Raw genomic sequence first — 18,867 nt, forward strand, 5'->3', positions numbered from 1 at the left:
ACGGCCGACGAGCGCGTCACAGGCCGGGCGCGGCAGACCGTGCGCGTCACAGGCCGTGCGCGTCACAGGCCGTGCGGGTCACAGGCCGTACCCCTCGAGAAAACGGAGCCAGACCTCGCTCACCGTCGGGTAGGACGGCACGGCGTGCCAGAGGCGGGCGAGCGGCACCTCGCCGACGACGGCGATCGTCGCGGCGTGCAGCATCTCCGCCGCGTCGGGACCGACGAAGGTCGCCCCGACGATCACGCCCCGGGACGAGTCGACGACGATCTGGGCGGTCCCGGCGTAGTCCGTCGCCCGGACCGAGGCCCCGGCCACGTTCGCGAGGTCGTACCGGACCACGCGCACGTCGAGGCCGGCGTCGCGCGCGGAGCTCTCGGTGTGCCCGACGGCGGCCACCTCGGGCCGCGTGAAGACGACCTGAGGCGACGCGACGTGGTCGGCCGTCGCCGCGTAGCGCGACCACGGGGCCGGTGCGTCGCCCGCGGCCGGCGCCGCGTCCCCGGCGGTCGGGGCTCCCTCCGTCGACGCGTCCCCGAAGCGCGCGGCGATCGCGTCGCCCGCGACGCGGCCCCGGTACTTGCCCTGGTGGGTCGTCGCGACGCGCCCCGTCACGTCCCCCGCGGCGTACAGCCAGCCACCCTCCACGCCGTGGACGAGCATCGAGTCGTCCACGTCGAGCGCGCGTCCCGGCCGCAGCCCGAGCACGTCGACACCGAGGTCCTGCGTCCGCGGCGCGCGGCCGGTCGCCACGAGCACGCGGGCGGCCTTCACGGGGGCCAGGTCCGGCCCGTCGTCGGCGGCCCCCTCGGGACCGGTGGCCGTGAGCACGAGGCGAGCTCCGCCGTCGGGCAGGGGTTCGACGGCGCTCGCGCCCACCCCGAGCCGCACGTCGACGCCGGCCGCACGCAAGGACTCGGCGACCGCCTCCCCGGCGAACGGCTCCGTCCGGCCGAGCAGCGCGCCGCGCGACAGGACGGTCACCCGCGCGCCGAGGTCAGTGAGCGCGAAGGCCATCTCGCACGCGACGACGCCGCCGCCGACGATCGCGAGGGACTCCGGCACGTCCTCCACGGCCGTGGCCTCACGGCTCGTCCACGGGCTCACGTCGGCGAGCCCGGGCACGTCGGGCAGGACGGGCACGCTGCCCGTCGCCGCGACGACCGCGTACCGGGCGGTGAGCAGGCGGGACCGGGGTAGGTCGTCGACGTCGGCGTCGGGATCTTCCGCCACGACCTCGACCTGCCGCTCCCCCACGATGCGGCCCAGCCCGCGCACGAGCGTGATGCCTGCGCCCTCCACCCAGGCGACCTGGCCGGCGTCGTCCCAGTCGGAGACCATCGAGTCGCGCCAGGCCAGCACGGCGGCGACGTCGAGGTCTTCCGGTGCGGAGACCCCCGGGACCCCTGCGGCCTCGGCGCGCACGGCACCGGGCCGCAGCAGCGTCTTGGACGGCATGCACGCCCAGTAGGAGCACTCGCCACCGACGAGCTCTGCCTCGACGAGCGCGACCGACAGCCCGGTGCGTCCGGCCCGGTCGGCGACGTTCTCACCGACCGCCCCGCCCCCGATCACGATGACGTCGTAGGTCTCGGTCGGCGCGGTCCCGGGGTTCGACGTCGTGGTCGTGGGGATGTCGGTCGTCATACCCCCATCCTCACGTCAGCGCCCCCGATCCGCTCCCCGGCACTACCGCGACATGCCGAACCCCGGGTTGTGCGCCGATCATGACCTGGAACGGCGCACAACCCGGGGTTCGGCACGTGGGGCGACGGACGGGTCAGTGGACCGTCGCCTTCTCGGCGCCCGCACCGGTGAGGGAGCGCACCTCCATCTCGGCGAACTTCTCCGGGTGCGGCTTCTCCTTGCTGAGGTACGTCCCGATGATGCCGAGGAGGAACGCGAGCGGGATGGAGATGATGCCCGGGTTGCTCAGCGGGAAGATGGCGAAGTCGACGTCGGTGTTCTTGATCATCGACAGGCTCGCCCCCGTCACCGGGTCGACCTTGCCCGACACGACGGGCGAGAACGCGATGAGGACCACGCACGAGATCAGGCCGCCGTACATGCTCCACAGCGCACCCGACGTGTTGAACCGCTTCCAGAACAGCGAGTAGAGGATCGTGGGCAGGTTCGCGCTCGCCGCGACCGCGAAGGCCAGCGCGACGAGGAACGCCACGTTCTGCCCCTGTGCGAAGATCCCGCCGAGGATCGCGAGGATCCCGATGACCACGACGGTGATCCGCGCGACCCTGACCTCGCCGTCGGGCTTGACCTCACCGCGCTTGATGACGTTCGCGTAGATGTCGTGCGCGAAGCTCGCCGCGGCGGTGATCGTCAGTCCGGCGACGACGGCGAGGATCGTCGCGAACGCCACCGCCGAGATGAACCCGAGCAGGATCTCGCCGCCGAGCGCGAACGCGAGCAGCGGTGCCGCGGAGTTCACACCGCCTGGCGCCGCGGCGATGGTCTCCGGCCCCACGAGCGCCGCGGCGCCGTAGCCGAGCACCAGCGTGAACAGGTAGAAGATGCCGATGAGCCAGATCGCCCAGACGACGGACCGACGCGCCTCCTTGGCGGACGGCACCGTGTAGAACCGCATGAGGACGTGCGGCAGGCCCGCCGTGCCGAGCACGAGAGCGAGCGCGAGGGAGAGGAAGTCGAGCTTCGTGGTGCCGCTCGCGCCGTACTGCTTGCCCGGCTCGATGAGTGCCTCGCCACCGGGGCCGGCCATGTCGATCGCGCCCTGGAACAGGTCGGAGAGGTTGAACCCGAACTTGGCGAGCACCCAGAAGGTCATCACCGCGGCACCGGCGATCAGGAGCACCGCCTTGATGATCTGCACCCACGTGGTGCCCTTCATCCCCCCGACGAGCACGTAGAGGATCATCAGCGCGCCGACGACCGCGACGACGATGCTCTGGCCGACGGTCGTGTCGACGCCGAGCAGGAGCGCGACGAGACCGCCCGCCCCGGCCATCTGGGCGAGCAGGTAGAAGAACACGACGGCGAGCGTCGCGATCGCGGCCGCCATCCGGACCGGCCGCTGCTTGAGGCGGAACGACAGGACGTCGGCCATCGTGAACTTGCCCGTGTTGCGCAGCAGCTCCGCGACGAGCAGGAGCGCGACGAGCCATGCGACGAGGAACCCGATCGAGTAGAGGAACCCGTCGTAGCCGTTGATCGCGATGGCGCCGCAGATGCCGAGGAAGCTCGCGGCGGACAGGTAGTCGCCCGCGATCGCGGTGCCGTTCTGCGGTCCGGTGAAGTTGCGACCGCCGGCGTAGTAGTCGGCCGCGGACTTGTTCTGGCGGGACGCCCGCAGCACGATCACGAGCGTCACGGCGACGAAGACGGCGAAGATCGCGACGTTGACCACGGGGTTGCCGACGTCGGTGGCCTCGGCGGCCAGGAGGTGCGGGGTCACAGCTCGTCCTCCTCGATCTCACGGCGCAGCTCGTCGGCCGCGGCGTCGAAGCGTCGGTTCGCCCAGCGGGCGTAGATCATCGTGATCGCGAAGGTAGACACGAACTGGCCCAGCCCGAAGAGCAGGCCGACCGTGATGTTCCCGGCGACGCGGATGCTCATGAAGTCGTGCGCGTAGCTCGCGAGGAGCACGTAGACGAAGTACCAGACGAGGAACAGGGCGGTCATCGGGAACACGAAGTTCCGGAAGCGTCTGCGCAGGTCCTGGAACTCCGGCGAGCGCTGCACGCGCTGGTAGTCGGTCTCCTCGGCGGGCACCTGTCCGGGTGCGGCCGGTACGTCGGTCATGACGCCTCCGTTGGCTCATGCGTTCGCTCGGGGAGCACGAAGGCCTGGTACGGCACGGCCGCACGCGACCTTGCGTGCTCGGGGCGACTTTCACCCCCGGCACAATGTGCCGTAGATCACTTCTGTCCGCAAGTACCTCGCGCGGCCGGTCTCGTCCTCGGTCGCCGCGGTCAGACCCGCACGTACTCCAGGTCGGTGATGACCCGCCCGGCGGCGGTGCCCTTGCGCTCGAAGCCCGTGAGCACGCGGCCCTCGAAGCGCGGGGCGACGCCGCCCGGGCCGTGGGCGTTCCGGAGGCCGGGTGCGGCGTCGAGCACCTCGACCATCTGCTCCGTGTACCCGCCCCAGTCCGTGGCCAGGCGCAGCGTCCCGCCTGGGGCACCGTCCGCGGGCGCGCGCAGCACGCGCTCGGCGAGCGTCGCGAACGACGACGTGACGAGCCGGCGCTTGTGGTGGCGCGACTTGTGCCAGGGGTCGGGGAAGAAGACCCAGAGCTCGTCGACGCTCGCCGCGGGCAGCGTCGAGGCGAGGACCTCGACCGCGTTCACCTGCAGCAGCCGCAGGTTCGTCAGGTCTCGCTGCGCCGCGCGCAGGACCGTCTGCGCGAGCCCGGGCGTGTAGACCTCGACCGCGAGGAAGTCCGTGGCCGGGTCGGACGCGGCGGCGGCCACGACGGCCTCGCCCTGGCCCGAGCCGATCTCCACGACCAGGCGGGCCGAGCGCCCGAAGGTCGCCGCGACGTCGAGCACGAACGACGGGTCGATCGACGTGCGCGCGACGTCGCGCGGCGGGTCGAGGAGGTACCGCTCGCGGTGCTCGTCCCAGGCGCGCTGCTGGCGGGTGCCGAGGCGCCCGCTGCGCCGCACGAACGACACCGGTTGGGTCCGGAAGCGAGGACTCTCCGTCACGGGGACCGGTGTCGCGGGGGTCGTGGTGGGGGTCGGCTCGGGCACCGCACCAGGGTACGCGCGCGCCCCGTCCGTCCCGCCGACGAACGAGCGGACGAGGCAGCGCCGAGACGTGGGCTCCGGCCCCCGGATCGATCGATCCAGGGGCCGAAGCCCACCTCTCGGTGCGGAGCCAGCCGCAGTGCGCTGGTGTCAGCCGCAGGTCACCGCGTCGTGCTCCACGTCCGCGGCGAACGAACGCCCGTCGCCGGTCGCGGTCACCTGCACGGTGCCCGCCTCGACCGAGCCGGACCGGACGGTGAACGCCTGGTACGCCGAGCGTCCGGGCTGGACGTCGGTGACGGTGCGCGAGCCGAACGGCGTCGCGAGCGTGACGTCCACCGGCACGGTGTCGTCGTTCGTCGCCCGCACGGCGACGTACGCCGTCCCGGCGAGGCACTGCGCTCGTGCCGTCGTGGACACGACGAGACCGTCGGCGGCGGGCGCCGTCGTGAACGAGCGCACCGGCGAGACCGTGGTGCCGCCGCCCGCGCTCGTGGCCGTGACGGACCACGCGTACCGGGTGCCCGCGTCGAGCCCGTCCCACGTCACGGTCGCGACCTCGCCCGAGGGCACGGTCGCGGAGCCGATCTCCTCGGCCTGGCCGAACAGCGACACGGCGTCGGTCGAGAGCGTCGTCGTGCGGCTCGTGAGGTCGACGGGAACCGTGAAGTCGTCCTCGCGGCCGTCGTACCGCTGCTCGTCGTCGTACTCGGTGGCGCCGAAGTTCGACAGCCACGGCGAGTACGTGTCGACGATCATCTCGGAACGCTCGACGTCGAACTGCAGCAGGCGCAGGAAGCTCGCGCCGAGGCGCAGGCCCTGGTCGGGCGCGTACCCGCCGATCTCCGTGAGACCCGCCTCCTCGGCCGTGATCTCGTAGAACTGGTAGTCGGCGAGGAGCTCGACGACGCCGCTGCCCTCGGTGCCGACGTCCTGGCGCACGTTGATGCCGACGCCGTGACGGTGCCCCGTGAGCACGAGGAACACGTTGGGGTTGGGCTCGACGACCTTGGCGTGCACGAGGCGACCGTCCGGCGTCGAGTGCGGCGAACCCCGCCCGTCGGCGTTCGTGCTCGGCACGAGGTAGTCGTGCGTCAGGACGACCGCGTTACGGTCGGCGAACTGCTCGAGGACGCCGTCCGCCCACGCCGCCTCCTCGTCGGTCACGCCGTACGACAGGTACACCGCGACGAAGTCGAGGCCGCCAGCCGTGAAGAGGTCGTAGTGGTTCTGGTTGTCCCCCTCGCGCCACGGCCCGCCGTAGGACGCGTCCTCCCAGCCCGCGGAGAGCGCCGCGTAGCGCTCGGGGCCGTAGAACTCGTTGAACAGCGCCCCCGGGCCGTTGTCCTGGCCCGTGAGGTTGTCGTGGTTGCCCGCGAGCACGCCGTTGGGGATGTTCGCGTCGTCGAGGATGCGCTGCGCGGACGACGAGAACTCGTACTCGCCCCGGATCTGCGCCGCCATCGCGTCGTCGGCCGGGACCCGGGTGTAGTTCTCGTTGACGTCGCCCGTGTGACCGACGTACGCGATGTTGCGCTCCTCGGCGTTGTCGACGACCCACTGCACGAGATCCGTGTAGGTCTTCGCCCACACGGCGCGCTCCTCGGGCGTCTCCTGCTCGACGGCGCCCTCCGCGAGGTACTGCGTGTCCGTGAAGTGGACCATCGAGAAGTCGTAGGACTCGCGCGGGGCGAAGTCCGTCTCGTCGCGCGAGCCGCCGGCGGCGATGTCGTCGGCGAACGGGTCGGTGCCGGTGACGAGCACGTGCACGGTCCCGTCGTGGGCGTGGCCCGCGCCGAGGACGGCGGTCAGCTCGGTCGCGCCCTCGACCGCGCCGCGCGCGGACGCGAGCGGGACCCAGGCGGCGCCGTCCCACACGTGGAGCGTCGCGAGGCGCTGCGGGTCGACGACGCCCTCCCAGCGCACGACCTGCCCCGTCGCATCGCCTTCGGCGGGGATCTCGAACCGCTGGAAGGCGATGTCGCGGCTCGTGGAGTCGAGCGTCGCGTCGTCGCCGGGGACGAGCGCGTCGACCGCGGCGGACTGCTCGCCCGCGACGTGCAGCGACGTCGGGAGGGCCGTGGTCTCGCCCTGCGCGGCCAGCACCGGAGTGTGGGTCTCCGCGCGCGAGAACGTCGCCGTGACGTCACCGCCGCCCGGGACGGTGACGCGTGCGCCGAGCTCGACCGAGCCCTCGACGCCGGTCGTCCCGTGCGCGGGGGTCAGGTCCGTGGGGACGTCGGGGATCCCGAGGCTGGTGAAGGCGATCTCGTGCGTGCTCGCGTTGCCGAGCACGTCCGTCGCCGTGACGACGAGCGCGTGCTCGCCCGGCGCGAGGCCGGGTCCGACCGGGGCGCCCACCTCGACGGCCTCGCCGTCGAGCGTGACGTGCGGGCCGTCGAGCACGCCCGACGCGTCGGTCAGCTCGACCGCGAGGGTCGACGCCGTCGCCAGCTCCGTGCCCACCGCCGGGGTGCTCGACGCGACCGCCGGACCGGTGTTGTCGGTCGTCACCGTGCGGGACGCCGCGGCGCCCGCGGCCGTCGCCGACGTGATCGTGTGCTCGCCGTCCGCGAGCGTCGCCGTGTCGAGGTCGGCACGCAGGCCGGGCGCCGGGGCGTCGTCGTCGCGGACGACGTCGAAGACGAGGTCGACCTCGCGCGGCTTCGTCGTGCCCGTCCCGCAGTCGCCGTCGCCCAGGGAGTACGAGGACGCGACGTCGACCGGGGTCGCGGTGCCGTGGCTCGGCTCGAGCGCGAGGCCGGAGATCGCGTAGTCGTCGCGGTTGTCGCCGCACGACGTCGGGAACGTGCCCGTGACGAACCGGACCGTGTTGCGGCCGGGCACCAGGTACGCGTTGGGCACGTCGAGTCGCACCGTCTCGCTCACGTAGTCGCGGTCGACCAGGTCGATGCGCTGGCCGTTGACGAGCAGGTGGTTGGTGTACCGCGCCTCGATCGAGTTGGACCCGACAGTGAAGGCGAAGACGGAGGAGCCGGCGCCGAGGGTCTCGGTCGTCGCGAGCGCCGTGCCGTCGACGGCGATCCCGGTGGGTGCGTCGCCGCCCTCGGGAGGCGAGGCGAGGACGGTCTGCGGGCCGTTCAGCAGCGCGCCGTCGGCGGGCGTGATCGCGGGCGCGCCGGGGGCGGAGTTGTTCACGGTGACCGCGCTCGTCGCGGTGAGGCCCGCGGCGGTCGTCGCCGTGAGCGTGTGGGCGCCGTTCTCGAGCGTCGTGGTGTCGAGCTCGGCGGCGAGGCCGGTCGTGGCCGCGGGGTCCTGCGCGAGGTCGAACGTCAGGTCGGCGCTCCGGATGCGCGCGGTGTTCGTGCCGCACGACCCGTCGCCGAACGCGTAGGAGAAGCTGTTGGCCGAACCGTCGGCTGCTTCGCCGAGCAGCTCGAGCGAGACCTCGGTGACGTCGTAGTCGTCGTAGTTCGTGCCGCACGACGTCTCGAACGTCCCCACGACGAACCGGACGTCGTTGACGCCCTGGACCAGGAGGTCCGTCGGGACGTCGAGCGCGACGCGCTCCGAGACCATGTCGCGGTCGAGGTCGATGCGGGTGTCGTTGACGAGCACGTAGCTGCCGTAGCGTCGCTCGATCGAGTTGCTGCCGACGTCGAACAGCAGGCGGGCGGTCGCGGGGGTCGGCGTCGCGACGAGCGGTTCGCCGTCGACCGCGAGCTCGGCGACCGGGTCGCCGGCCATCACCGGCTGGGCCTCGACGGGCACCGTGCCGTCGAGGTAGGTCCCCGTCGTGGGGTGCAGGAACGGCGTCCCGCTGGGCTCCTCCGCTCCGGCCGCGGCCGCGCGGGCTCCGCCGGCAGCGGAGGTGGTCGCCGAGCCCGGCGCCGCCGTGGCGGCCGCGGGGACGAGCACCCCCGCGGCCAGGCTCGCTCCCAGGGCGGCGGCGAGCGCGCGTCGTCTCCTGCGGGTCCGGGGCGTGTGCACGAGAACGTGCATCGGGTGTCCTTTCGTCGTCGACAGGCGAAGGGGCACGACGCACCGGTGGCCGGGGCGTCCGTACCCGCACCGGACCCTTCCGGGCAGGGATGAACTCTCGGACGAGACGGGACGAACGGGTGGCGAACGACCGACGAACGGTCCGGGGACGACGCAGGCCGTCCACCCGGGGGTGGACGGCCTGCGAGCGGCGACTGCCGCGGTGGTGCGCCATCAGGGACTCGAACCCCGAACCCGCTGATTAAGAGTCAGCTGCTCTGCCAATTGAGCTAATGGCGCATGAGGAAGGACACGAGCAACGGCCCGGGAACCGGGGCGTCGGCCTGCGTCGAGGAGTGGTGCGCCATCAGGGACTCGAACCCCGAACCCGCTGATTAAGAGTCAGCTGCTCTGCCAATTGAGCTAATGGCGCGCGAGAGAAAACACTAGCAGCAGCCCGACCGCGGGCGGAAATCGGCCCTGGCCACCACCGTGTGACGTCGACGACACGACGCAGCGCACGGATCGGTCAGAGGTACAGACCCGTCGAGCCGCCCTCCTCGACCTCCTGCGACACCGCGTGCACGTCACGCTCGCGCAGGAGCACGAGATCCTTGCCGCCCAGCTCGACCTCGGCGCGCTCGTCCGGGTCGAACAGCACGCGGTCCCCCACCGCGACCTGACGCACGTGCTCGCCCACCGCGACGACGACGGCCCACGCGAGCCGCTTCGGACCGACCGCCGTGGCCGGGATGACGAGGCCCGCGGAGCTCTGCCGCTCGCTCGAGTCGACCTCGGGGTCCACCAGGAGTCGGTCGTGCAGCATGCGGACGGGGAGGTCGGCGGGGCGCGGGGTGGGGGCGGACGTCGTCTTGCTCACAGCCACAACGCTACCCGGGTCACCTACCCTCGGAAGGACACCCGAGTCCCGGACCGAAGGAGATCCATGTCAGCCACGACCGCCAAGCCCCAGCGCCTCGCCGTCGGCGACACCGCCCCCGACTTCACCCTGCCCGCCGCCGACGGATCGACCGTCACGCTCGCAGACCTGCGCGGCAAGCACGTCGTCGTGTACTTCTACCCCGCCGCCGGCACGCCCGGGTGCACGACCGAGGCGTGCGACTTCCGCGACAACCTCGCGTCGCTGCAGGGCGCGGGCTACTCGGTCGTCGGCGTCTCCCCCGACCCGGTCGACAAGCTCGCGGCGTTCGTCGAGACCGAGCACCTGACGTTCCCGCTCGTCTCCGACGTGGACAAGACCGTCCTCGAGGCGTACGGCGCGTGGGGCGAGAAGTCGCTCTACGGCAAGACCGTTGTCGGCGTGATCCGCTCGACGGTGGTCGTCGACCCGGACGGGAAGGTCGAGCTCGCGCAGTACAACGTCAAGGCGACGGGCCACGTCGCGAAGCTGCGCCGTGACCTGGGCATCGACCCGAAGTAGTCGACTGCTGCACCTGCGCCCGGGAGGCGCACCCCGGCGTGCCTCTCTCGGCCGCAGGTGCATCGTTCGACACCGGGTGCACCCGTCGAGCCGCCGTAGACTGACCACCGCGCGCGAGTGGCGTAACTGGCAGCCGCGCCAGGTTTAGGTCCTGGTGTCCTCGGACGTGCGGGTTCGAGTCCCGCCTCGCGCACCGTTCGTCCCGTCGGGCCCGACGGCGATCGCCCCCTCCGCTTGCGGACGCACCACACCCTCGTACGGTAGGCATGGGAGCGCTCCCAGATGCGCTCCCGGTCCGGCGAAGACGCCGGACGACGAGCGCGGGACGACGAGGTGCCGCGCCTGACCCTCCGAGGTGAGACGTCGTGGCCCCCAACAGAGCACGAACGCCCCTGCCCGACCCGACCGGCCCGGTCCCCGCGGGACGGCCGCGCCCCGCGACCCGTCCCGTCCGGTCCCGCCGACGGCTGATCGCCGCGCTGCTCGCGACCGTGCTCTCCGGCGGCGGGCTCGCCGTCGCCCAGGTGACGACGGCTGCGGCCGACCCGGTCGGCGCCGGCTCCGGCAGCTACCTGAGCGAGCCGCCCGGCCCCACGCCGACCGGCTGCGACGCGATCAACGCCGACGCGCGCGCGTTCGTCACCGAGGACGCACCGGCCACCCCGCTCCCGACGAACGACTGGTGGTCCTCGCTCGCCTTCAAACGGCTCGACTGCCAGTGGAGCGCCCCGCTGCACGCCCACCCGGCGTCGTACCAGCCCGACGCCGCGGGCATGGGCATCTCGTACACCACCGTCCCGACGATCTCCGGGAGCGGCGCGGGCGTCTCGGAGTACCACTTCCCGTACCACGAGGACGTGCACGCCGGCGTGACCGGCCTGGAGGCGCCCGACGTCGACGTCGACGACTGGTCCGACTGGACCGTCTCACCCCTGTGGGACGACGGCGCGCAGTCCCTGCGCGCGACCATCGGCCACGGGCTGCCGTTCGCCTGGTTCGAGGCGACCGGTGGCGACGCGGTCCTCACCGCGGCCGACGGGGCCGACGTCTGGCTGGACGACGGCGCACGCCTGGGCCTGGAGGTCAACGGGCACGACTACGTCGCGTTCGCGCCTCCCGGCAGCGACTGGACGCGCTCCGGCGACACGTTCACCGCGCCGCTCGACGGCGACGGCTTCTTCTCGGTGGCCGTCCTGCCGGACACGGGGGACGCGAGCCCTGCCGAGCGCGACGCGCTCGCCGCAACGTTCGCCGGCGCCGCGTACGCCCCGGTCACCGGGACGACGGCGAGCTACGCGTACGACGAGTCGACGTCGCAGGTCACGACGACCTACGCGCTCGAGACGACGCCGTGGCCGGGCACGGGCGAGCCCGCCGGGACCGTCGCCGCGCTGTACCCGCACCAGTCCGTACACCTGGACCGGACCGCACCGGCGACCGAGCCGCTCGACGTGACGTACACGTCCGCCCGCGGCGATCTGACGGTGCTCGCCGGCATCGACTCGTTCACGACGGTCGACACGTTCCGGGGGGTGCTGACCGAGATCCCCGCGGTGGCGACAGGCGCCCCGGGCAGCGCCGACCGCGCGCAGCTCGAGACGTATCTCGACCAGGTCGCGGCGAACCCGCTCGACCAGCGCGGGAACGACACCTACTGGACGGGCAAGGCACTCGGCCGGGCGACGCGCATCATCGAGATCGCCGACCAGCTCGGGCGCACCGCGCAGCGCGACGCCGCCCTCGCCGAGGTCCGCACCCTCCTGACCGACTGGTTCACCGCGACCGAGGGCAAGACGCAGCGCGTGTTCGCGTACGACGAGGACTGGGGCACCCTCATCGGCTACCCCGCGTCGTACGGGTCCGACCAGGAGCTCAACGACCACCACTTCCACTACGGCTACTACGTGGCCGCGGCGGCGACGCTCGCCCGGTTCGACCCGCAGTGGGCGCAGGACTACGGCCCGATGGTGGACCTGCTGGTGGCCGACGCCAACGGCTACGACCGCGCAGAGACGCGCTTCCCGTACCTGCGCGACTTCGACGTCTACGCGGGCCACGACTGGGCGTCGGGCCACGGCGCGTTCGCGGCGGGCAACAACCAGGAGTCGTCGTCGGAGGGCATGAACTTCGCCGGCGCGCTGATCCAGTGGGGGGAGGCGACCGGCGACACGGCCGCACGCGACGCCGGCATCTTCCTCTACACGACGCAGGCCGCGGCGATCCAGGCGTACTGGCTCGACGCCGACGGCACGACGTTCCCCGACGAGTTCCAGCACGAGACCGTCGGCATGGTGTGGGGCGACGGCGGGGCCTACGCCACGTGGTTCACGGCCGACCCGGCGAAGATCCAGGGCATCAACTACCTGCCGATCACGGGGTCGCACCTGTACCTCGGGTACCGCCCGGAGCGGGTCCGCGAGGTGTACGACCATCTCGAGACCGTCGCGGGCGGTGCGCCCGGGTCCTGGCAGGACATCGTGTGGAGCTTCCTCGCGCTGGGCGACGGCGAGGACGCGCTGAGCAAGGTCCGCGGCGGGTACCCGGCGCCGGAGGAGGGCGAGTCCCGCGCGCACACGTTCCACTGGGTCGCGAACCTTGCCGCGCTCGGCACGGTCGACACCGCGGTGTCGGCCGACCACCCGCTCGCCGCGACGTTCACGAAGGACGGCCAGCGCACGTACGTGGCATCGAACGTGAGCGCCGAGGACCTGACGGTCACGTTCTCGGACGGCACGACGCTCGACGTCGCGGCCGGGACCATAGCGACCACGGGGGCACACACGTGGAGCGGCGGCGGCGCCCCGGGCGGCCCAGGGCCTGACCCCGACCCCGACCCGGACCCGGACCCCGATCCGGGTGAGTTCGCCTCGACGCTCCACGTGTCCCAGGACGGCACGCTCTCGGCGTCGCCGGGCGAGGCGGGCACGGTCCAGCTCGCGTCCGCAGGCGGCGTGAACCGGGACGGCACCCCGCACGAGCCCGCCACGTTCGTCGCGACGGACGTGACGGCGTCGTACGACGGCGGCGCGACCGCGTTCTCGCTGCCCGTGGACGCGGGGACGACCGTCGGACTCGCGGTCCAGGCCCGCGTGAGCTACGACCTCACGGGTGACGGGACCTGGGACCGCACGGAGACGTACGGATACTTCGCGACGGACCCGGTCCCCGGAGCGGAGACGTACACGAGCGCCGGCCGTCAGGTCCGGACCACCGGGGGCGCCCTGGGCGACCTCGACGGCGGCACGATACGGCTCGAGGTGTGGAGCGTGCTCGGCGCGGGTCGCCCCGCGCTCGCCACCGGGCCGACGGCGACGCTCACCGTCCCCCTCGAGGCGGCAGAGCCCGAGCCGAGCCTGGCCGTGACGACCACGAGCCAGGCGCGCTGCGTGGGAGGCAGGGCCTACGTCGCGGTCCGGGCGACCAACGACGACACCGTGCCCGTCGACGTCGTGCTCGAGACGCCGTACGGCTCACGGACGGTGGCGGGCGTCCAGCCCGGTGCGTCCGCGTACCAGGCGTTCGCGGTGCGGACGGTCCGCGTCGACGCGGGCACGGCACGCGCCGCGGCGAGCGGCGACGGCAGGACCTCCTCGACGGACGTCTCGTTCCCCGCGCTCGTCTGCGCCTGATGCACGGGCTCCGCCCGACCGGTCCGGTCGGGCGGAGCCTGTGGGTCACGTCGCCTGCGCGATGGTGACACGGGGGACGAGGCCGGGCACAGGGAGGGCGCGCGCGGTCGTGGCGGGCCTGGCGGGAGGCCGCGAGGAACGAGCGGCCGGATGGTAGACCGCGCGCGCCCTCCCGGAGCCCGGCCGGACGTCAGCGCACGCCCGGACGGAACCGAGGGTCAGGCGTCCTGCGCCGACGCCCCGTCGCCCGCGGCGGCGATCTGCCGGCGCACGTCCTCCATGTCGAGGCCCTTCACCGCGTCGACGACCTGCTTGAGCGCGGGCGCGGGGAGCGCGCCGGGCTGCGAGAAGACGAGGATGCCCTCGCGGAACGCCATGAGCGTCGGGATGGAGGTGATGTTGGCGGCCGCGGCGAGCGCGCGCTCGGCCTCGGTGTCGATCTTGCCGTGCACGACGTCGGGGTTCTCCTCCGACGACGCCTCGAACACGGGCGCGAACATCTTGCACGGTCCGCACCAGTCCGCCCAGAAGTCGACCAGGACGATGTCGTTGTCCGTGATCGTCTGCTCGAAGGTCGACTCGGTGAGGGTCTGCGTGGCCATGACTGTCCTCCAGGAGGTCTCGGGGTCCAGAGGGTGCAGCAACCGCGCGGACGCGGGTATTCCCCGGTGCTGCGCCGCCTCGACCGTCACGGGACCGTCACGGCACCCCCTACGCTGACGCTGTGACGAACGCCACCACGCCTCCCGGTCCGCGCGACGTCGCCACCGGGAGCCCGTCCCGCCGGACGATCGCCGGCTACGCCGCCGGGTCGGTCGGCACCGGCGGGTTCGGGACGCTGCCCGGCCTCGTGCTCCTCGTGTACCTGACGGACGCGCTCGCCGTGCCCGCCGCGGTCGCGGGCCTGATCGTCACGGGCGCGAAGGTGTGGGACGTCGTCGTCGACCCGTTCATCGGGCACGGCTCGGACCGCGACCTCGCCCGGACGGGCTCGCGGCGGCGGTTCATGACAATCGGTGCGCTCACGCTCCCGGTCCTCTTCGCGCTGACGTTCGCGGTCCCGGCGTCCGCGGGCCCCACGGCCGCGGCGCTCTGGGTCCTCGTGGCGTTCCTGCTCTCCGCGACGGCGTTCAGCCTGTTCCAGATCCCGTACATCGCGCTGCCTGCCGAGCTGGGGCTGTCGTACGACGGGCGCACCCGGCTGCTCGCGTGGCGCGTCGCGGCGCTGGCGTTCGCGATCCTGCTGTTCGGCGCGGGCGGCCCGATCCTGCGCGGCGACGGCGACTCCCTGTCCGGCTACCTGCTCATGGGGGTGGTCGCGGGAGTCGTCATCGGGACGGGCATGCTCGTCGCCTCCCGGACGGCGCCACGCACGCCCGCGCCACCGGCCCCGACCGCGACCGACGCGGGACCCGGTGCGGCCCGGAGCGCGTGGCTGGTCGCGGTGCGCGAGGCGGCCGGCGCGCTGCGCGGGTCGCGCCCGTTCCGCACGCTCCTGGCCACGTTCTTCCTCCAGGCCGTCGCGACGGGTCTCATGCTCGCGGGTGCGGCCTACGTCGCGCGCTACGTCCTGCGCGACGAGGCGGCGGTGAGCCTCCTGTTCGCGGCCCTCATCGCGCCGGCGCTCGCGTGCATGCCGCTGTGGACGCGCCTCGCGCGCCGCGACGGCAAGGAGCGCGCGTTCGTCGTCGCGACCGTCCTGTTCGCGGTCGCGACGCTCGGCATGGTGCCGCTCGCGTGGGCCCCGGGGCCCTGGGTGTACGTGCCGACGGCGCTCGCGGGCGTCGCGTACGCCGGGATGCAGGCCCTGCCGCTCGCGATGCTGCCGGACGTCATCGACCACGACGCGCGGCGGCAGGGTGCCGGGAGAGGCGGGACGTTCAGCGGCGTCTGGACCGCCGGCGAGACGACGGGGATGGCGCTCGGCCCGGCCGTGCTGTCCGTCGTGCTGGCGCTCACCGGCTACGTCTCGACCCGGGCGGGCGAGACCGTCGCCCAGCCGGCCGCGGCCGTCGACGGCATCGCGCTGTCGTTCTCGCTCGTCCCGGCGGTGCTGGTGCTGGTGAGCCTCGTCCCGCTGCTGCGGTACGGTCTGCGCCAGGGGGACATCGACGACACCGCACCGGAGCTGCCGCGTGACCACCCTGCCGAGCGACGACCCGACTGACCCCCGCCCTGGACGCGCCGACGCGACGGACGTCCCGGTCCGGACCGAGGGCATCCTCGAGCGTCTCGCCGCGCTGCGCGCCGCGGACGCCCCGACGCACGGCGGGCACGTGCTGTCCTACGTCTACGACCCCGGCCTCGCGCAGCTCGACGAGCTCGCGGCCGCCGCCGCGCGCGCGGTGCAGCCCGTCAACGGGCTCGACCCGACGACGTTCACCTCGGTCGCGGTCATGGAGCGCGAGCTCGTCGGCTTCGCCCGGAGCATGCTCCACGGTCCCGCCGACGGTCCGGACGTGGTGGTCGGGTCGGTGACGTCCGGCGGCACGGAGAGCTGCCTCCTCGCCGTGAAGATCGCGCGCGACGCGTTCGTCGCCGACCACCCGGGCGTGCGCCCGCGCATCGTCGTCCCGACGAGCGTGCACGCCGCGTTCCGCAAGGCCGCGCAGTACCTCGGCGTCGGCCTCACGGCGCTGCCAGTCGACCCGGCGACGGGTCGGGCCGACGTCGCACGGACTCTCGCGGAGCTGCGTCCCGGCCCGGACGGCGGACCGGGAGACGTCGCGCTCGTGGTCGTGTCCGCGCCGTCGTACCCGCACGGCGTCGTGGACCCCGTGGCCGAGATCGCGGGAGCGGCCCACGAGCTCGGGGTGCCGGTGCACGTCGACGCGTGCGTGGGCGGCTGGATCCTGCCCTTCTGGGAGGCCGCCGGGGGCGACCCCCTGCCGGCGTTCGACTTCGCCGTCCCGGGGGTCACCAGCATCTCCGCGGACGTCCACAAGTACGGCTACGCGCCCAAGGGCGCGTCGGTCCTGCTCGTGCGAGGCCGGGACCGCCAGCGGCGCCAGTTCTTCGCGACGACCGCGTGGCCCGGCTACCCGGTGGTCAACGCGACGACGTCCGGCTCGCGGTCGGCCGCGCCGCTCGCGGCGGCGTGGGCCGTCAGCCAGGCGCTCGGCCCGGAGGGCTACACCGCGCTCACCGGCCGCTGCGTGCGCGCGACGCGGGCGCTCGCGGCCGCGGTGGGCGAGATCGACGGGCTGCGCGTCGTCGGCACCCCGAGCGGCCCGCTGCTCGCGGTCGCGGCCGACGACGCCGTCGCTCCCGACCGGCGCGTCGACCCGCACGTCTGGGCGGACGCCGTCCGCACGCACGGGTGGGTCCTGCAGCCCCAGCCCGGGCTCGTGCAGGACGACGGCACGCGCCTGCCGCACACCACGCACCTGACGGTCACCCCGGTCACGGAGTCGGTGGTGGACGACCTGGTCATCGCGCTGCGCGCAGGGGCCGACGCGGTGCGCGGCGTCGCGCGGCCCGCGGCCGACGTCGTCCTCGGTGGGATCGCCGCCGGGCTCGGCGCCTCGCCCGAGGACGCGGTCGCACACCTCGCGGAGGCAGGCGCCGACGAGATCTGGGCCGTCCTGCGTGGGGCGCTGCTCGACGAGCGCGGATCCGACGAGCAGGGCGACCTCGCGCTGCCCGGGAGCATGGCCCCGCTGCTCGCGGTCATGGAGGCGCTGCCCGGACCGGTCGCGGAACGGCTGCTCGTCGAGCTCGTCGCCCGCTTCAGCGAGCCGGTCGTCCCAGGCCGTTGAGACCGACGGACTCGCTCCGACCCGCCGGGCGGGGTAGAACAGTCGCGTGACCGACACCGCCGACTTCCCGCCCGACGACTTCTCGAACGACAACCCGCAGCCCGCCGGGTGGCTCACGCCCGAGGAGATCGCCGTCGTGCGCTCGCAGCTGCCCCTCGTCTACGTCGACGCCGTCCCCGTGCGCGTCGACGACTCCGGGGACGTCGTCGCGGTCGGGCTGCTGCTGCGCGTCGCGCCCGACGGGATGATGACGCGCGCCCTCGTCTCGGGTCGCGTGATGTTCCACGAACGCATCCGCGACGCGCTGCTGCGGCACATCGAGAAGGACCTCGGCCCGGTGGCCCTGCCCCAGGTGCCGGCCTCGCCGCAACCGTTCACGGTCGCCGAGTACTTCCCCACCCCGGGCATCACGTCGTACCACGACCCGCGCCAGCACGCGGTCTCCCTCGCGTACGTCGTCCCGGTCTCGGGCGACTGCCGCCCGCAGCAGAACGCGCTCGAGCTGGCCTGGCTCACACCGGAGCAGGCGTGCAGCGACGAGGTCCAGCTCGAGATGCGCGGCGGGCAGGGCGTGCTGCTCCGCCAGGCGATGGCCCACGTGGGCCGCCTCCCGTGACCGACGCCGGGTCGGTGGGACGCGACGTCGCGCCACCCGGGCGCAGGTCGGGCCTCGGCGTGGCGCGGACGCTGCACGCGCTCGTCGCGCTCGTCGCGCTGACCGGGGTCGCGATGGAGCTCGTCATCGCGGTCACCGGCGGTGCCGGGACGGCACCGAGCCACGCCGAGCGCATCGTCCGGCTCTTCAGCTACTTCACGATCCAGTCCAACCTGCTCGTCGGCGTCGTGTCGCTGCTCCTCGCGCTCGACCCGCGCCGGGACGGCCGGGTCTTCCGCGTCGCGCGGCTCGACGCCCTGCTGTGCATCGCCGTGACGGGGATCGTCTACAACACCGTGCTCCGGGGTCTGCAGGAGCTCTCCGCCGCCGGCCAGGTGTCCAACCTCCTGCTCCACCTGCTCTCGCCGCTGCTGGCGGTCGCGGCCTGGGGGCTGGTGGGCCCGCGGCCGGGCGTCACGTCCGAGACGGTCTGGTGGTCCGTCGCGTACCCGCTCGCGTGGATCGCGTACACGTTCGCGCGCGGCGCGGTCGTGGACTGGTACCCGTACCCGTTCCTCGACGTGGGCGCGCTCGGGTACGGGCGCGCCCTGGTGAACACCGCGGTGGTCGCCGTGGTGTTCCTCGGCCTCGCCTGGCTCGTGAAGGTCGTGGACTCGCGACTGCGTCCCGCGCCCTGACACCCGTTCCTCGCGCGCGGACCGTCGCGACGTCGAGGGATCGGCACCGAGCTCCCGGCACGGGCGGGTCCGGTCGGGAT

General features: G+C 73.4%; 13 protein-coding genes and 3 tRNA genes. 7 read left to right on the top strand and 9 right to left on the bottom strand.

The window, feature by feature from the left end:
• Positions 1 to 78: 78 nt before the first annotated feature.
• From AC4H2G_RS13095 to AC4H2G_RS13130, 8 genes are all read right to left on the bottom strand, one after another.
• On the bottom strand, positions 79 to 1,647 hold the full coding sequence (locus AC4H2G_RS13095; protein WP_494366175.1) for a dihydrolipoyl dehydrogenase family protein: 1,569 nt from the start codon (positions 1,645 to 1,647) through the stop codon (positions 79 to 81).
• 133 nt (positions 1,648 to 1,780) lie between these two features.
• On the bottom strand, positions 1,781 to 3,427 hold the full coding sequence (locus AC4H2G_RS13100; RefSeq protein WP_494366176.1) for a monocarboxylic acid transporter: 1,647 nt from the start codon (positions 3,425 to 3,427) through the stop codon (positions 1,781 to 1,783).
• Positions 3,424 to 3,774, bottom strand: a complete 351-nt coding sequence (locus AC4H2G_RS13105; protein WP_251153864.1) for a DUF485 domain-containing protein — start codon at positions 3,772 to 3,774, stop codon at positions 3,424 to 3,426. The genes AC4H2G_RS13100 and AC4H2G_RS13105 overlap by 4 nt, the downstream gene beginning before the upstream one ends.
• A 170-nt stretch (positions 3,775 to 3,944) precedes the next feature.
• Positions 3,945 to 4,727 carry a tRNA (guanosine(46)-N7)-methyltransferase TrmB gene (trmB, locus tag AC4H2G_RS13110; RefSeq protein ID WP_494366177.1) on the bottom strand — a complete coding sequence of 261 codons (783 nt, stop codon included), beginning with the start codon at positions 4,725 to 4,727 and terminating at the stop codon, positions 3,945 to 3,947.
• Between the two features lie 147 nt (positions 4,728 to 4,874).
• Positions 4,875 to 8,687 carry a metallophosphoesterase family protein gene (locus tag AC4H2G_RS13115; protein ID WP_494366178.1) on the bottom strand — a complete coding sequence of 1,271 codons (3,813 nt, stop codon included), beginning with the start codon at positions 8,685 to 8,687 and terminating at the stop codon, positions 4,875 to 4,877.
• A 203-nt stretch (positions 8,688 to 8,890) separates the two neighbouring features.
• Positions 8,891 to 8,966: transfer RNA gene (locus AC4H2G_RS13120), tRNA-Lys, on the bottom strand.
• Between the two features lie 57 nt (positions 8,967 to 9,023).
• Positions 9,024 to 9,099, bottom strand: a tRNA-Lys gene (locus AC4H2G_RS13125).
• 96 nt (positions 9,100 to 9,195) lie between these two features.
• Complete coding sequence (locus AC4H2G_RS13130) at positions 9,196 to 9,492, bottom strand: GroES family chaperonin (RefSeq protein ID WP_494366455.1); 297 nt, start codon at positions 9,490 to 9,492, stop codon at positions 9,196 to 9,198.
• Positions 9,493 to 9,612: 120 nt separating this feature from the next.
• Between AC4H2G_RS13130 and bcp the strand changes: the two genes are divergently transcribed.
• From bcp to AC4H2G_RS13145, 3 genes are all read left to right on the top strand, one after another.
• Entirely contained in the window at positions 9,613 to 10,107 is a 495-nt protein-coding gene (bcp, locus tag AC4H2G_RS13135) for a thioredoxin-dependent thiol peroxidase (RefSeq protein WP_494366179.1), read from the top strand.
• 111 nt (positions 10,108 to 10,218) lie between these two features.
• A tRNA-Leu gene (locus AC4H2G_RS13140) sits at positions 10,219 to 10,300 on the top strand.
• A gap of 172 nt (positions 10,301 to 10,472) precedes the next feature.
• The gene (locus AC4H2G_RS13145) at positions 10,473 to 13,736 is read left to right on the top strand and encodes a glycosyl hydrolase (protein WP_494366180.1); all 3,264 of its coding nucleotides are present in this window, start codon (positions 10,473 to 10,475) and stop codon (positions 13,734 to 13,736) included.
• Between the two features lie 218 nt (positions 13,737 to 13,954).
• Here AC4H2G_RS13145 and trxA read toward each other — a convergent pair whose 3' ends face one another.
• The gene (gene trxA / locus AC4H2G_RS13150; RefSeq protein ID WP_494366181.1) at positions 13,955 to 14,338 is read right to left on the bottom strand and encodes a thioredoxin; all 384 of its coding nucleotides are present in this window, start codon (positions 14,336 to 14,338) and stop codon (positions 13,955 to 13,957) included.
• Positions 14,339 to 14,460: 122 nt separating this feature from the next.
• Between trxA and AC4H2G_RS13155 the strand changes: the two genes are divergently transcribed.
• Genes AC4H2G_RS13155 through AC4H2G_RS13170 form a run of 4 tightly spaced genes read left to right on the top strand, consistent with a single transcriptional unit; the run spans position 14,461 to position 18,787 of the window.
• Positions 14,461 to 15,903: an MFS transporter gene (locus AC4H2G_RS13155; protein ID WP_494366182.1), complete on the top strand. Its 1,443-nt coding sequence runs from the start codon at positions 14,461 to 14,463 to the stop codon at positions 15,901 to 15,903.
• Positions 15,872 to 17,494, top strand: coding sequence for a pyridoxal phosphate-dependent decarboxylase family protein (locus AC4H2G_RS13160; protein WP_494366183.1), 1,623 nt, complete (start codon positions 15,872 to 15,874; stop codon positions 17,492 to 17,494). The genes AC4H2G_RS13155 and AC4H2G_RS13160 overlap by 32 nt, the downstream gene beginning before the upstream one ends.
• Before the next feature lie 46 nt (positions 17,495 to 17,540).
• The gene (locus tag AC4H2G_RS13165) at positions 17,541 to 18,110 is read left to right on the top strand and encodes an NUDIX hydrolase family protein (protein ID WP_251153340.1); all 570 of its coding nucleotides are present in this window, start codon (positions 17,541 to 17,543) and stop codon (positions 18,108 to 18,110) included.
• The gene (locus AC4H2G_RS13170) at positions 18,107 to 18,787 is read left to right on the top strand and encodes a Pr6Pr family membrane protein (RefSeq protein ID WP_494366184.1); all 681 of its coding nucleotides are present in this window, start codon (positions 18,107 to 18,109) and stop codon (positions 18,785 to 18,787) included. Before AC4H2G_RS13165 ends, AC4H2G_RS13170 begins: the two co-directional genes overlap by 4 nt.
• The last annotated feature ends 80 nt before the right edge of the window (positions 18,788 to 18,867 follow it).

Source organism: Cellulosimicrobium sp. BMG9.23 (genome assembly GCF_059159985.1).